Here is a 14,381-nt window from a genome sequence, read left to right on the forward strand (position 1 = left end):
CGTCCGCGCCTGTATCGCGAACCGCCGCAGGTGTGCACGGCCGCGCGCGGGTGGAATTAGGCCGCCGAGATCCCGGCACTGATTACGCGGATCGCGCTGATCAGCCCGTCGATCAGGTGACCCTGCTCGAACGCCGACGATGCGGCGGCCACGCCGAGCGGCGCAGCCGACTCGGCACCGCGACCCCGCAGCGCCGAGCCGTAGACCACCTCGATGGCGGACTGGTTGGGTGAAACCGCGATCAGCACCGCGTCGTTGGGTGTGGGCACCTTGGCCAGAATCTCCCGCGCCCGTGTGGCCGTGTCATCACCCAGATCACCCAGGTAGACGGCGAAGCGAGCCCTGGACGCCCGCGAACTGTAGACCAGCGCGTCGTCCAAAGCCACGAGGTCCTTGGTCGGGAACGGATAGTGCACCGACAGTTCCCCGGGCTCGGTGACCCCGGAGATCCGGCCGCTGCTGGTGATCACCCAACCCTTCGGCAGATCGGTCGGTTCGATCGTCGCAACGTCACCACGTGCCACTGGCGCCACCTCCAACCGAGAACTCTGACGAACCATGCCCGCCGTGGGAGCCACCGACATCTTCGTCGGTCGCGGCCCACAAGATCGGAGGATGTGTCCAACGTTCCGACATTTCATAGGTTGCCGGGTGCGGTCCCTTGCGGGTGAAGATCATCAATGCCAGCACGACCACCAGCGACAGCGGGATTCCGACGAACAAGAGGTGAATCTCCATAGCGTTCACGACGCAAACCGTATCCCACCGGGGCCGGTCCGGGCACTGAGGACAGCAGAAATTCAGGCCGCGCCTTCACCGAGGTATCGCTCCCACGAGGGGTCCAGCTCTTTGACCGTGGACAACAGCCGCCAGTGCTGCCCGGTCGGCGGCAGCGGCTTGCGGCGCAGTGACCAGCCAAGTTCGGTCAGCAGCTTGTCGCCCTTGCGGTGATTGCATGTCGAGCAGCACGCGACGCAGTTCTCCCACGAGTGCTCGCCCCCACGGCTGCGTGGCACCACATGGTCGACCGTATCGGCCTTTGCCCCGCAATAGGCGCAGCAGAAACGATCGCGGTGCATCAGCGCGGCGCGGGTCATCGGGACGCGGGCCCGGTAGGGAACCCGGACGTAGGTCCGCAGCTGGATGACCGACGGCACCACGATCGAGCTGGTCGCCGAGTGGATGACCGGACCGGCGGGGTCGTCGTGTACCACGTCGGCCTTACCGCAGATCACCATGACGACCGCCCGCCGCATCGGCAACGCGGTCAGCGGCTCGTAGGTGGAGTTCAGCAGCAATACGCGCCGGCGGTTCCAGATCGATGCGCTCTCTGAGCGGTTGGGCGGATGGGTTTCGACCCCCAGGGCGGGTCGGTGGGAGTGGGCACCGTGCAGGCATGACGCGGTTGCAGGCCCTGTTCCGCCTGCCGCGGCACCGCTATTGCGATGGCTGCGGCGCTTTTTGCCCTGCGCCATAGATCCTCCGCGGAACAGTCCACCATGATTTTTTGCCGACCGCACGCCAATTGCCTGGACCACGCCATGTCGATCGGGTGAACACCGGGGTACCCTGCCCGATCCTTCCCTGATAATTGCCCGACGGATGCCGCCGATTGCCGTCGGCAGCGGCACTAGCGGAGTGCAACACTGGCAGCACTTGTCGGGATGGCGCTGCGCAATCCGGCGGTCAAGAACAGGAGCTGACGACATGGCGGGTGATGCGGGTCCGCCAGGTGATCCCGGTAACGAGGACACGGCAGAGCGCTATCGCCACACCGCGCGAAACCCGCTCACTCCGCGTGCCGCCGTGGCGGAGCTGCTCGCCTCGATGAATCGCGTCATCGAAATCACCGAGCCAGATCCACAGTTGCCGGTAGCGCTGAGCTTCTCGCGATCCAGGCAAGCCGCGCTGGACGCCAAGCGCGGGATAGCGAAGGGTTTGGCTGAACGAGATGCCGCCGATCGCGCCGAGCCTCGGCGCCGAGAACTGCCCGAACGGCTCCAGAGCGCACTGCGAGCGATAGATGACTGCATTTCCGCGATGCAGCTCCTCGACGGGAATAGGTTGGATATCGCCTCCGCTGCGCGCCAGGAAGGCTTCGTGGTGGCATCAGACGGCTGCGTCAGCATCGGGACAGCACATCAGCGCTCGGTAAGCGACGAGACGACCATGCGCCGCGCCCGTTACGAGCATCGCCTCATGTCGGTGCTCGCGGAGATGGCTGCGGTGCAAGAGCGCTCGGTGGCCACGATCGCCGAACGATTGGGCGCCGACGAACCGGGGATACCCTGGTCCTTCATCGAGTGCGCCAAGGCCGGAGTCGAACTGAGCACTTTCGAAACGGGTGGCGCAGGGCTGCCGCCGTCGCCGCTGCGCGACCTGTTGGACCGGCTTGCTGCCGACATGGCGAGCGCCAAGCGACGGTTTGGCTCCAACCTCTAGGATGCTCGGACCGGAGCCGAAGGTGAGATCGACATCACGCGACGTCGGCGATTCATAGACCACAATGGAAGCAATGGAACCGCAACAACAATCCTTCTACGATGCCGTGGGCGGCGCCAAGACGTTCGACGCCATCGTGTCACGCTTCTACGAACAAGTCGCCGAAGACGAGATCCTGCGTCCGCTCTATCCCGAGAAGGATCTATCGGGCGCCGAAGAACGACTGCGGATGTTCCTCGAGCAATATTGGGGCGGCCCGCGAACCTACTCCGAACAGCGCGGGCATCCGCGGCTGCGGATGCGGCACATGCCGTTTCGGATCACGCCCATCCATCGCGACGCCTGGTTGCGGTGCATGCACACCGCTGTCGCCTCCATCGATGCACAGACCTTGGACGACGAGCGCCGCCGCGAGTTGCTCGCCTATCTCGAGATGGCAGCCCACTCGTTGGTGAACTCCGCGTTTTGATGGCCGCCGCAGTGGATCGAAAAGATCAGCCGCGGTCGTGGTGGTCGGACGCGGTGTTCTACCAGGTGTATCCGCGCTCGTTCGCCGACAGCGACGGAGACGGGGTCGGTGACCTCGACGGGCTAACGACCCGCTTGGAGTATTTGCAACGACTCGGTGTCGACGGTATCTGGATCAACCCGGTCACCGTCTCGCCGATGGCCGACCACGGTTATGACGTTGCCAACCCTCGGGACATCGATCCGCTTTTCGGCGGGATGGCAGCGTTCGAACGACTGGTCGCGGCCGCACATCAGCGGAGCATCAAGGTCACCATGGACGTGGTGCCCAACCACACCAGCTCCCAGCACCCGTGGTTTCAAGCGGCGCTCGCCGCCGGTCCCGGCACCGACGCGCGGGACCGCTATTTCTTTCGCGACGGCCGGGGCCCGGACGGGTCGCTGCCGCCGAACAACTGGGAGTCCGTCTTCGGCGGACCGGCATGGACTCGGGTGACCGAACCGGACGGCAACCCAGGCCAGTGGTATCTGCACCTCTTCGACGCCGAGCAGCCCGACCTCAACTGGGACAACCCAGAGGTTTTCGACGACTTCGAGAAGACACTGCGCTTCTGGCTGGAACGCGGTGTGGACGGCTTCCGCATCGACGTGGCGCACGGCATGGCCAAGCCCGCTGGCCTGCCCGACGCCGCAGACGAAGCCAAAATCTTGCGCCACACCGATGACGATCCACGCTTCAACCGCCCGCATGTGCATGCGATCCACCGCGATATCCGCGCAGTTATCGACGACTACCCGGGAGCGGTCACCGTCGGCGAGGTCTGGGTGCAGGACAACACCCGATGGGCCGAATATGTCAGGCCCGACGAACTGCACCTCGGCTTCAACTTCCGGCTGACCCGGACCGAGTTCGACGCCACCGAGATCCACGATGCCGTGCAGAACTCGCTGGCGGCTGCGGCGATAGAAAACGCCACGCCGACCTGGACGCTGGCGAACCACGACGTGGGACGGGAGGTCACCCGCTACGGCGGCGGCGTGACTGGGCTGCGCCGGGCGCGGGCCATGGCGATGGTCATACTCGCCCTGCCTGGCGCGGTATTTCTCTACAACGGTCAGGAACTCGGGCTGCCCGATGTGGACCTGCCCGACGAGGTACTGCAGGACCCGACGTGGAAACGCTCCGGCCACACCGAACGTGGCCGCGACGGGTGCCGGGTTCCGCTGCCGTGGTCAGGCGACGCTCCCCCGTTCGGGTTTTCGACGTGCGCCGACACCTGGTTACCGATGCCGCGCGAGTGGGCCGCGTTGACCGTCGAGAAGCAACGTGCAGATCCCGATTCGACGTTGTCGTTCTTCCGTCGTGCGCTCCAATTGCGAAGGGAACACGACCAATTCGATGGCAGCCAGATCGACTGGCTGCCGGCAACAGGCGACGCATTGGTATTTCGGCGCCGCGGCGGCGGACTGGTGTGCGCGTTGAATGCGGGCCGTCACCCGACAACCCTGCCCCCGGGCGAGCTGCTCATGGCGAGCGGACCGCTGGTCGACGGGCAGCTGCCACCGGACACCGCGGCCTGGTTGGTTTAGCTCGGGTCGCCCGTCGATGGGCCAGACACTGGAAGACTTGCAAAATGTGGCGGACTACTGGAACCACAACACCGCCTATCACCCATGGCTGGTCGACATCGCAGCGCGACACCACGGCGACGTCTTGGATGTGGGGTGCGGTGAGGGGCTGCTGGTGCAGCGGCTGGCGGCGGTATCACACCGGGTGGTCGGCATCGATCCTGACGCGGGCACGGTCGAGCGAGCCCGGCGCCGATTGCAGTCGATAGACAACGCATCGGTCGATCGCTGCGACTTTCAAAGCTTCACCGCACCCGGGCAAAGCTTCGATGTCATCACATTCCTGGCCAGCATTCATCACCAGCCGCTGCGAGAAGCGCTGGCGAAAGCGCGACGACTGCTCAAGCCCGGCGGCGAGCTGGCCGTCGTTGGGCTTGCGGCGAACAAGACGATCCGCGACTGGGCATGGTCGTTGCTCTGCACCCCCTGGGCCCGCATAGGGTCGCGCCTTCATGGCGAGACCCGTGACATCGGTGTACCGGTCACCGAACCCAACGAAAACCTCGATCAGATCCGACGGGTAGCCAACGAGGTTCTGCCCAATGCCAAAGTCCGGCGGGGCCTCTACTATCGGTACCGTTTGCACTGGCGAGACCCGCGCTAGGCAACAGACTCTGGCGTCAGCGCAGTACCAGAGCGGGATGTCCGCGCCGCCGATACACAGACCCGAAGCGGGCGTCGAGCCGCAACCAGGTCGGCAGAACCCGGACCCGGATTATCTCGTCGGAGTCGATCGCCTCCGCCGGCTGCGGCAGGAAACCCATTGCGGTCAAAGCGAACACACAGCGCATCGGTAGACCGACGACGACGTCGCCGGAACTGACCTGGATGACCTCCTGATCCAGCAGCGAGGCCGGCGGACCCTGGGAACTGCCGTATTCCTTGGCCAGCCGTGCGCCAGTCGCGGCCAGATCCAGCATCACCCTCGCCGGCACGTCGTCGAGGTGGACGAAACCGGACTCCGGGGGAAGCGCACCCCGCCATGCCGAGTCCATCGCATAGCCCGGGTCGACATAGCCCGACGTGTCCATCGCGGCCAGGCCGCGCGCCAATCCTGCTGCGCCCACCGAAAAATCGTCGGGCCGCACCCTGCCCGCCACCACCCGGCTGGCCAGCACGTCGAAACCCGTCGCCACCCAAGCCGTCAGCAATCCAGCCGATCGTGCCCGGATCCGAATGATCGCCGCGTCGTCGAGCCGCATCGCACGTTCGACGAACGTGGCCAGATCCGCGCGGTGAGCCGGGTCAGCCAGCCACAGGCCGCGCTCGGCTCCGCCCCCGGTTCCCTCCGCTAACGCGCCCCCTATTCGCGAAGCCACCGTTGCAGATACTCCCGATGATGTGGGGACAGGCGGACCAACCGCTGTTCTTCGATATGGAACGCGGCTAGCTGTGACTCGGCTAGGACGGCCGGCTTCGAGTCCGGTTCCGCGCTAACCGACCGTACTTCGTAACCCAGGGTGAAGTCGACCGCGCGCAGCCGCTTGACCCAAATCGTCACTTGCAGCGGCGAATCGGAAAGCCGCAGTTGACCTTTGTAGCTGACCCGGACATCGGCGATGAGCAGGCCGGTGGTGGTGATGTCAGCCGCAAACGCGTCTTTGAGAAACGGAACGCGCGCCTCCTCCAGGATGGTGACCATGGTGGCGTGGTTGACGTGCTGGTACATGTCGATGTCGGACCAGCGCACCGGCACCGGCGCTACGAAACCGACGCTCATGTGGACGCCCCGCGCCCGCTGGTGCGGGTCATCCGTCGGATTTGGCGCGCCGCCACCGACAGCGTCGCGAGGTCTTTCGCGCCGCACTCCCGGATTTCGTTGAGCGTGCGGCGAGCCCGCTCCACCCGGGATGCGCTGATGTGCTCCCACTCGGCGATCTTCTGCTCCCCGCTTTCGTCGGGTTCGCCGACAGCCAGCACGTCGAAACACAACGCCCGCAGCGAGGCATAGATGTCGTCGCGGATCGCCAACCGCGCCAACGCTTGCCACCGATCGTTGCGGGGAAGCTCGGAGACCGCGGTCAACAGTCCGTCGGTGCCCAACCGGTCCATCAGGGCGAAGTAGGTGTCGGCGACTTCAGCCGTGTCGATCTCGATGATGTCGGCGATGTCGATGATGTCGAGCAAGCTGTAGCGGTACAGGCCCACCGCGACCCGGTAGGCCAAGTCGTGGGGCGCGCCTTGAGTCGTGAACTCAGCCGCTTCCTTCTCGACGATGGCTTTGTCGTCACCGCGCAACCACTCCGACATGCGCGGCGTCATGGCCTTGACCTTCGCGGCGAAGCGGTTGATCTCAGCGCCGACCGCCAGCGGCTGCGGACGATAATTGAGCAGCCAGCGTCCCGCCCGGTCGATCAGCCGACGGGTATCGAGTGTCAGCCGGTCCGACAGTGCGACCGGCAAATTCGCCGCGCGGATGCGCCGCCAGAGATGGTTCACTCCGAAGATGGCGTCGATGGCGACGTAGGTACGCACGGCGTCGATCGAGGTTACTCCGACATCCTCGGCGAGCCGGAAGGCGTAGCTGATACCGGCGTTGTCCACCAGATCGTTGATCAGCATCGTGGTGACGATCTCGCGACGCAGCTGGTGCGAGCGGATCTCCGAGGTGAACCGTTCCCGTAACGGCCGCGGAAAATAATCGGGCAATCGGGACGCGAACACGTCCTGATCGGGCAGCTCGGTGGTCAGCACCTCCTCTTTGAGCGCCAGCTTGACGTGGGCCATCAACGTCGCCAACTCGGGCGAGGTCAGCCCGATACCCGCCTCGGCCCGCCGCGCAATCTCTTTCTCCGACGGCAGCGCCTCCAATTCCCGGTTGATTCCCCGCTCGGCCACCAAGTGCCTGATCTGGTCGGCGTGCACCGGCAACAGGCTGGCCGCGTTGGCGCGGCTAGTACCCATCAGGTCGTTCTGGTCCTCGTTATCGGTGAGCACCAACCGAGCCACCTCGTCAGTCATCGACTCCAGCAGCTGTTTGCGTTCGTCGGCTTTGACCTTGCCCGCGGTGACCAGCGAATCGATCAGGATCTTGATGTTGACCTCATGGTCGGAGCAATCCACGCCGGCGGAGTTGTCCATCGCGTCGGTGTTGATCCGGCCGCCCGACAGATCGAATTCGACGCGGCCCAGCGCCGTGACCCCGAGGTTGCCGCCTTCGCCGATCACCTTGGCCCGCACTTGGTTGGCGTTGACCCGCACCGGGTCGTTGGCCCGATCGCCGACATCGGAGTCCGATTCCGACTCGGCCTTGATGTAGGTGCCGATGCCGCCGTTAAAGAGCAGGTCGACCGGCGCCTGCAGAATCGCGCGGATCAGGTTGGGCGGGGACATCTCGGTGACGTCAGTGTCGATGCCGAGCGCGGCACGCACCTGTGGGCTGATCGGAATGGCCTTCTGCTCGCGGCTGTAGACGCCGCCGCCCTCGCTGATCAGCGACCTGTCGTAGTCATCCCAACTTGATCGGGGCAGCTCGAACATCCGCCGCCGTTCCTCCCAGGAGGCGGCGGCGTCCGGGTCCGGGTCGAGGAAGATGTGCCGGTGATCGAAGGCGGCGACCAGCCTGATGTGCTTGCTGAGCAGCATGCCGTTGCCGAACACGTCGCCGCTCATGTCGCCGACACCGACGACGGTGAAATCCTCGGTCTGCGTGTCGACCCCGATTTCCCGGAAGTGTCGTTTGACGGCCTCCCAGGCACCTCTGGCGGTGATGCCCATGGCCTTGTGGTCGTAGCCCACCGATCCACCGGAGGCGAACGCGTCACCCAACCAGAACCCGTAGGACTTGGCGACGTCGTTGGCGATGTCGGAGAACGTGGCGGTTCCTTTGTCGGCGGCCACCACCAGGTAGGCGTCGTCGCCGTCGCGACGCACCACCTCCGGCGGTGGGCTGACTTTTCCGGTCGCGTGGTCGACGTTGTCGGTGACGTCGAGCAATCCGGAAATGAACAGCTGGTAACACGCCACACCCTCGGCGCGGGTGGCATCGCGGTCGGCGGCCGCGTCGCCGGTGGGCAGCGGCGGCCGCTTGACGACGAATCCGCCCTTGGCGCCGACCGGCACGATGACGGCGTTCTTCACCGCCTGCGCCTTGACCAGGCCCAGGATCTCGGTGCGGAAGTCGTCGCGGCGATCCGACCAGCGCAGGCCGCCGCGCGCGACCGGACCGAACCGCAGGTGCACGCCTTCCACCCGCGGTGAGTACACGAAAATTTCGAACTTGGGGCGCGGCAGCGGCAGCTCGTCGACCAACTGCGCGTCCAGCTTGACCGCCAGCACATTGCGGCTCCGGGCCGAACTCTCGCGTGTCACAAAGTAATTGGTCCGCAATGTGGCCTGAACCAGCGAGGCGAAGGCGCGCAGGATGCGGTCGGTGTCCAGACCCACCACCGCGTCGATGTCGGCGGCCACCGCGGCCGCGGCCGCCTGCGCGTCGCGCCGTGAGCCCGCTGGCCGGGGATCGAACATCGCCTCGAACAGAGTCACCAGCGAGCGTGCGGTCGAGGCATGCTCGTTGAGCACCGATTCGATATAGGACTGGCTGTAGGGGAAGCCTGCCTGCCGTAGGTACTTGGCGTAAGCACGCAGCACGACAACTTGCTGCCAGGTCAGTCCCGCGCGCATCACGAGTTCGTTGAACCGGTCGATCTCGATCCTGCCCTGCCAGATTGCGGTGACGGCATCGGCGAACCGTTGTGCGGCCGCATCCCGCTCAGCGGTCGTCGTCGCCCGCGGGATGGTTCGATGCGGCGAGATCTTGAACTGATAGATCCACACCGGCAGCCTGTCGGGACGGGTCACGGTGAACGGCCGCTCTTCGAGCACCTCGACACCCATGCTCTGCAGCATCGGCATTAGCTCGCTGAGCGAGGCGGTGCATCCGCCGAGGAACCAGGTCAGCTGCGCGAGCCCCTGTTCGTCGCGGTCGGAGAACACCAGCTTGACCGAGTCGTCGGTCAGCTCGTTGATGATGGCGATGTGGTTTATGGCATCGGTCGGACTGACCACCTGCTTGTAGGCCTCGGAGAAGGCAGCCGCATAATGCTCGGCATCGTTGTGCCCGACGGAGCCGACCGCCGCCGCCCCGATCAGCCGGTCGGCCCAGGTTCGCGCGGCCTCGCTCAGTAACGCCTGGATCCGGAGCCGGTTGGCCTCGGAAACATCCACCGAGCCGGGTGCGGAAACCCCGTCGTCCTTTTCGGGCAACCGGACCATGAAATGCATGAGCGCCCAAGGCGATTCACTGACGCGAGCGGTGAATTCCAGTCGCGTCCCGCCGAACTCGCGGACCAGGATGTCCTCGATCTGCAAGCGCACGGCCGTGGTGTAGCGATCACGCGGCACATAGACCAGGCACGAGACGAAGAACTGTAGCCGATCCACCCGCAGGAACAACAAAGCGCGTCGCTGGGATCCAAGGTCCACCACGGCTTTGGCCATCTCCAACAGCCGCTCGGCGCTCAGGGTGAAAAGCTCGGGGCGTGGAACGGTCTGGATGACATCGAGCAACAGCTGACCCGGGTGGCTGGGGTCGCTGCCGGCCAACTCGAGGGCCTCCCGAACCCGGCGCGAAATCGCCGGGATTTCCAGGACATCGGCGTTCATGGCGGCGACCGTGAAGAGCCCGACGAAGCGATGCTCGGTTACGCTGCCGTCCCCTACGTACTCGCGCACCGCGATGGCATAGGGGTAAGCCCCGTAACGCAGGTAGCTGCCGACCCGCGCCTGGGCCAAGACCAGCAACTTGTTTTCATCGGTCAGCCGGGGCCGGATGCCCGCCCGCGCCCGCAGCACGCCGAGGCCGCTGGACCCGTCACCGATGACCATCCCCTCGTCGACCCGGCAGGGCTGGTAACCCAGTAGCAGAAAGTTGCCATTGCCCAGCCAGCGCAGCAACGCCGCGACCTCCTGACGGTCAGGAGCCGCATACTGGCCTTCGGGATCAGTGTCGACTGCCTCGGCCAATTCACTCAGGGTGGCGATCATCGCCGCCGCATCCGTCGCGACCCGCTGGACGTCGGCCAGGACCCTCGGTAACAGCCGTTCGACTTCGGTCAGGGCGTTGCGGTCCACCGAGGGCGCGAGCTGGACGAAAATCCAGGCCTCGCCGGTGTACGGTGACGTGCCGACCGCTTTGGGTTCGATGCGCAACAGCTCACCCGCGGGACTGCGGCGCACATCGAACACCGGCGTCATGATGGCGGTGTAGCCCACCCCGAGCCGGTGCAGCAGCACCGTCACCGAGTCCATCAGCATGCTGCCGTGCTCGGCGACCACCTGCAGCGCCGGCCCGAACCCCTCCGGATCGTCCGCGTGATACACAGCTACACAGCTCTCACCGGCCGCACGGTGCTGACCGAGCCGGTAATGCGCACCCAACATGCGCGGCGTCAGCAGCGAGTCGGGGCTCTGCGACCCGCCGTCCGACTGGCCCCGGTAGCTCTCCAGATAGGCCTGCGAGATCCAGTCAGGGACGTCAGCGGGCTGGGTGAACGTAGTCCACGCCCCGACATCCTGCTTAACTTCGGGATCGCTCGTCATACCGACTGCTCCCAACTCACCACCGATACCGCGGGCTGTTCAACTTGCCCCACTCCTCAACGGCCGCACCGGCCGCATCGTCGTGGGACTGTGCCTAACTTGCCCCACTCCTCAACGGCCGCACCGGCCGCATCGTCGTGGGACTGTGCCTAACTTGCCCCACTCCTCAACGGCCGCACCGGCCGCATCGTCGTGGGACTGTGCCTAACTTGCCCCACTCCTCAACGGCCGCACCGGCCGCATCGTCGTGGGACTGTGCCTAACTTGCCCCACTCCTCAACGGCCGCACCGGCCGCATCGTCGTGGGGCTGTGCCTAACTTGCCCCACTCCTCAACGGCCGCACCGGCCGCATCGTCGTGGGACTGTGCCTAACTTGCCCCACTCCTCAACGGCCGCACCGGCCGCATCGTCGTGGGACCGGCAGACCTGACACTAGTCGCGCGTCAGCCTCCGGTGGGTAACTCGGTGTGGACGCGCAGCTTCGATACCGAGCCGTTCCACCTTGTTTTCCTCGTAGGCGCCGAAATTCCCCTCGAACCAGAACCACTTGGCCTCGTTGTCGGCATCACCTTCCCACGCCAGGATGTGCGTGCAGGTGCGGTCGAGGAACCAGCGATCGTGCGAGATCACCACAGCACAGCCAGGGAAGTTCACCAGGGCGTTCTCCAATGAGCTCAGGGTCTCGACGTCCAGGTCGTTGGTCGGTTCGTCCAGCAGGATCAGATTGCCGCCCTGCTTGAGGGTCAACGCAAGGTTGAGCCGGTTGCGTTCGCCACCCGAAAGCACCCCGGCCGGCTTCTGCTGATCTGGACCCTTGAAACCGAACGCCGACACATAGGCTCGCGACGGTATCTCGTTTTGACCGACCTCGATGTAATCCAGGCCGTCGGACACGACCTCCCACACAGTCTTCTTCGGATCGATGCCGGCCCGGGCCTGGTCGACGTAGCTCAGCTTGACGGTTTCGCCGATCTTGACAGTGCCACTGTCCGGTTCTTCGAGCCCGACGATGGTCTTGAACAGTGTGGTCTTGCCGACGCCGTTGGGCCCGATGACCCCGACGATACCGTTGCGCGGCAAAGTGAAGGATAGGTCCTTGATCAGCGTGCGTCCGCCATAGCCCTTGTCGAGATGATCGACCTCGACGACCACATTGCCCAGTCGCGGTCCCACCGGGATCTGAATCTCTTCGAAGTCAAGCTTGCGGGTTTTCTCCGCCTCGGCGGCCATCTCCTCGTAGCGCTGCAGGCGCGCTTTGCTCTTGGCCTGGCGCGCCTTGGCGCCGGAGCGGACCCAAGCCAGCTCGTCTTGGAGACGCTTCTGCAGCTTGGCGTCCTTGCGGCCCTGCACCGCGATCCGCTCGGCCTTCTTCTCGAGATACGTCGAGTAGTTGCCTTCGTAAGGGTAGGCGCGGCCACGATCCAGTTCCAGGATCCATTGGGCGACGTTGTCCAGGAAGTAGCGGTCGTGGGTGACGGCCAAAATAGCGCCGGGATAGGCGGCGAGATGCTGTTCGAGCCACTGCACGCTTTCTGCGTCCAGATGGTTGGTGGGCTCGTCGAGCAGCAGCAGGTCAGGCTTCGACAGCAGCAGTTTGCACAACGCGACGCGGCGACGCTCACCTCCGGACAGGTTGGTCACCGGCTCGTCGGGTGGCGGGCAGCGCAAGGCGTCCATGGCCTGCTCCAGCTGCGAGTCCAGGTCCCATGCCTCGGCGTGGTCCAATTCCTCCTGGAGCCGGCCCATCTCCTCCATCAACTCGTCGGAGTAGTCGGTGGCCATCAATTCGGCGACCTCGTTGAACCGGTCGAGCTTTACCTTGATGTCTCCCAGGCCCTCTTCAACGTTGCCCCGGACTGTCTTTTCGTCATTCAGCGGCGGCTCCTGCTGCAGGATGCCGACGCTGGCCCCGGTAGCCAGGAAAGCGTCACCATTGTTCGGCTTGTCCAGACCGGCCATGATCCGCAAGACGCTCGACTTACCGGCCCCGTTCGGGCCGACCACACCGATCTTGGCACCGGGGTAGAAACTCAACGTGACGTCGTCGAGGATCACCTTGTCGCCGTGCGCCTTGCGGACCTTTTTCATCGTGTAGATGAACTCAGCCATGCCGCGGTATTGCCTTTCTGGTCTTGCCGGGTTATCCGGGGTATCCCGCCGACCATCCTAGGCACCGCCCACCGGCATCAAGCCGACAGCGGTAGCGCGGTGTGGTCGGCGGCGTTCTGGGCGGCAGCCGCGTCCGGGACGGAATCAACCCGGGCCGCGAGGTAGTCGTCGTTCACGACGGTCCCGGACTGTCCTGTCATTCCGGCTGCCGGAGCGTTCTCGGAACTCGGGCCAGTGTAGCTGGGCTTCTCGATCCGCACGAAGACCCGCGAGAGGTCTGGCCCGACCGACGTCGCCCGCATCTCCAGCGAGGACCGGCGATTGCCGTCGCGGTCCTCGTACTCGCTGGTGTACACGTGGCCCACCACGATCACCGGCGCACCCTTGCCCAGCGCCGCGCCTACGCCGCTGACCAGCCTGCCCCAGCAGTTGACGGTGATGAACAGCGAGTTTCCCGGCTCCCAGCCGCCGTCGCTGGTGCGTCGGCGTGAATTGCTGGCCACCCGGAACTTGACGACCTCTTGGTCTCCGACCTTCCGGCGCTGGAGGTCATTGACGATATGACCGACGACGGTCAGCTGCGTTTCAAACATGTGACTCCACATTCCTTTCCCGTTCGTGCGAGGTAGTGCTCGTGCCGATGCCTATTGAGCCCCGGGTCACCGACAAGTCAGCAACAAAGCGCGCTGGCGAGGTAAACCTGTGGAAGAAGCCATGACTGGGGATGGCCGCCTCGCGATGTTGCCGTGTCTCCGATTGCCGGGACAAACTCCTGCGCGACCGTTGGTCTCATGTTCTATAGACGGCAAGTCGGCGTCGGTTGGTAATGCAGATGTTTAGGCGCAGGGCCTCGGATCTTGCGTCATACGGCGGTTGAGACAGCGCGCGCACGATTTTGGAGTTCGTTGGATTCCGCATTGCCTTGGGTGTTCCGTCAGGATGACCTCGGACGGCGCTGATCCCGGTGCGCCGCGTTGTACGACGCGGCTGCGACTGTCACATCATCCACACGAGTCTGCACACGGCGTGAGGTGTCAGTCTTGCTCAGCTTTGAGCGGCAAATCAGTTGCACGCCTTCGGTTGTCGCCGGAAGCGTGTATGGGGCCGCGTCCGGTGCGGGAGATGAAACCCGGGCTGGTGCGATTGGGCTTGACGCTGAAAGGGTTTTTCGGCGACCCCGTCGCGTTGGCTA

Annotated in this window: 12 protein-coding genes; 4 read left to right on the forward strand and 8 right to left on the reverse strand. The window is 65.1% G+C overall.

Annotation, left to right across the window (positions count from 1 at the left end; genetic code table 11):
- Window positions 1-56 precede the first annotated feature (56 nt).
- The 3 genes from MKAN_RS05260 to MKAN_RS05270 all read right to left on the reverse strand — a co-directional run bounded on the left by MKAN_RS05260 (window position 57) and on the right by MKAN_RS05270 (window position 1,475).
- The gene (locus MKAN_RS05260; protein ID WP_036392579.1) at window positions 57-524 is read right to left on the reverse strand and encodes a DUF5130 domain-containing protein; all 468 of its coding nucleotides are present in this window, start codon (window positions 522-524) and stop codon (window positions 57-59) included.
- Window positions 511-738 carry an aa3-type cytochrome oxidase subunit CtaJ gene (gene ctaJ, locus MKAN_RS05265; RefSeq protein WP_023365912.1) on the reverse strand — a complete coding sequence of 76 codons (228 nt, stop codon included), beginning with the start codon at window positions 736-738 and terminating at the stop codon, window positions 511-513. Before ctaJ ends, MKAN_RS05260 begins: the two co-directional genes overlap by 14 nt.
- 62 nt (window positions 739-800) lie before the next feature.
- On the reverse strand, window positions 801-1,475 hold the full coding sequence (locus MKAN_RS05270) for an HNH endonuclease (RefSeq protein WP_036392577.1): 675 nt from the start codon (window positions 1,473-1,475) through the stop codon (window positions 801-803).
- 232 nt (window positions 1,476-1,707) lie between these two features.
- On the opposite strand from MKAN_RS05270, the gene MKAN_RS05275 reads away from it, so the two are divergent.
- The 4 genes from MKAN_RS05275 (at window position 1,708) to MKAN_RS05290 (ending at window position 5,143) form a co-directional block, all read left to right on the forward strand.
- On the forward strand, window positions 1,708-2,442 hold the full coding sequence (locus tag MKAN_RS05275; protein WP_023365916.1) for a hypothetical protein: 735 nt from the start codon (window positions 1,708-1,710) through the stop codon (window positions 2,440-2,442).
- 73 nt (window positions 2,443-2,515) lie between these two features.
- Window positions 2,516-2,911 (forward strand): globin, encoded by a 396-nt coding sequence (locus tag MKAN_RS05280; RefSeq protein ID WP_036392944.1) that lies wholly within the window; start codon window positions 2,516-2,518, stop codon window positions 2,909-2,911.
- Window positions 2,911-4,500, forward strand: a complete 1,590-nt coding sequence (locus MKAN_RS05285) for a glycoside hydrolase family 13 protein (protein ID WP_023365920.1) — start codon at window positions 2,911-2,913, stop codon at window positions 4,498-4,500. The genes MKAN_RS05280 and MKAN_RS05285 overlap by 1 nt, the downstream gene beginning before the upstream one ends.
- Before the next feature lie 16 nt (window positions 4,501-4,516).
- Complete coding sequence (locus MKAN_RS05290) at window positions 4,517-5,143, forward strand: class I SAM-dependent methyltransferase (RefSeq protein WP_023365922.1); 627 nt, start codon at window positions 4,517-4,519, stop codon at window positions 5,141-5,143.
- Between the two features lie 16 nt (window positions 5,144-5,159).
- Here MKAN_RS05290 and MKAN_RS05295 read toward each other — a convergent pair whose 3' ends face one another.
- From MKAN_RS05295 to MKAN_RS05315, 5 genes are all read right to left on the reverse strand, one after another.
- Window positions 5,160-5,846, reverse strand: coding sequence for a DUF8010 domain-containing protein (locus MKAN_RS05295; RefSeq protein ID WP_042313363.1), 687 nt, complete (start codon window positions 5,844-5,846; stop codon window positions 5,160-5,162).
- Complete coding sequence (locus tag MKAN_RS05300) at window positions 5,843-6,259, reverse strand: acyl-CoA thioesterase (protein WP_023365926.1); 417 nt, start codon at window positions 6,257-6,259, stop codon at window positions 5,843-5,845. Before MKAN_RS05300 ends, MKAN_RS05295 begins: the two co-directional genes overlap by 4 nt.
- The gene (locus tag MKAN_RS05305; protein WP_023365928.1) at window positions 6,256-11,079 is read right to left on the reverse strand and encodes an NAD-glutamate dehydrogenase; all 4,824 of its coding nucleotides are present in this window, start codon (window positions 11,077-11,079) and stop codon (window positions 6,256-6,258) included. Before MKAN_RS05305 ends, MKAN_RS05300 begins: the two co-directional genes overlap by 4 nt.
- A gap of 433 nt (window positions 11,080-11,512) precedes the next feature.
- A complete protein-coding gene (gene ettA, locus MKAN_RS05310) occupies window positions 11,513-13,189 on the reverse strand; it encodes an energy-dependent translational throttle protein EttA (RefSeq protein WP_023365930.1) in 1,677 nt (558 codons plus the stop codon).
- Window positions 13,190-13,266: 77 nt separating this feature from the next.
- Window positions 13,267-13,782 carry a single-stranded DNA-binding protein gene (locus tag MKAN_RS05315; RefSeq protein WP_036392933.1) on the reverse strand — a complete coding sequence of 172 codons (516 nt, stop codon included), beginning with the start codon at window positions 13,780-13,782 and terminating at the stop codon, window positions 13,267-13,269.
- Between the last annotated feature and the right edge of the window lie 599 nt (window positions 13,783-14,381).

The sequence above is a fragment of the Mycobacterium kansasii ATCC 12478 genome, assembly GCF_000157895.3.
GTDB classification, from domain to species: Bacteria; Actinomycetota; Actinomycetes; order Mycobacteriales; family Mycobacteriaceae; genus Mycobacterium; species Mycobacterium kansasii.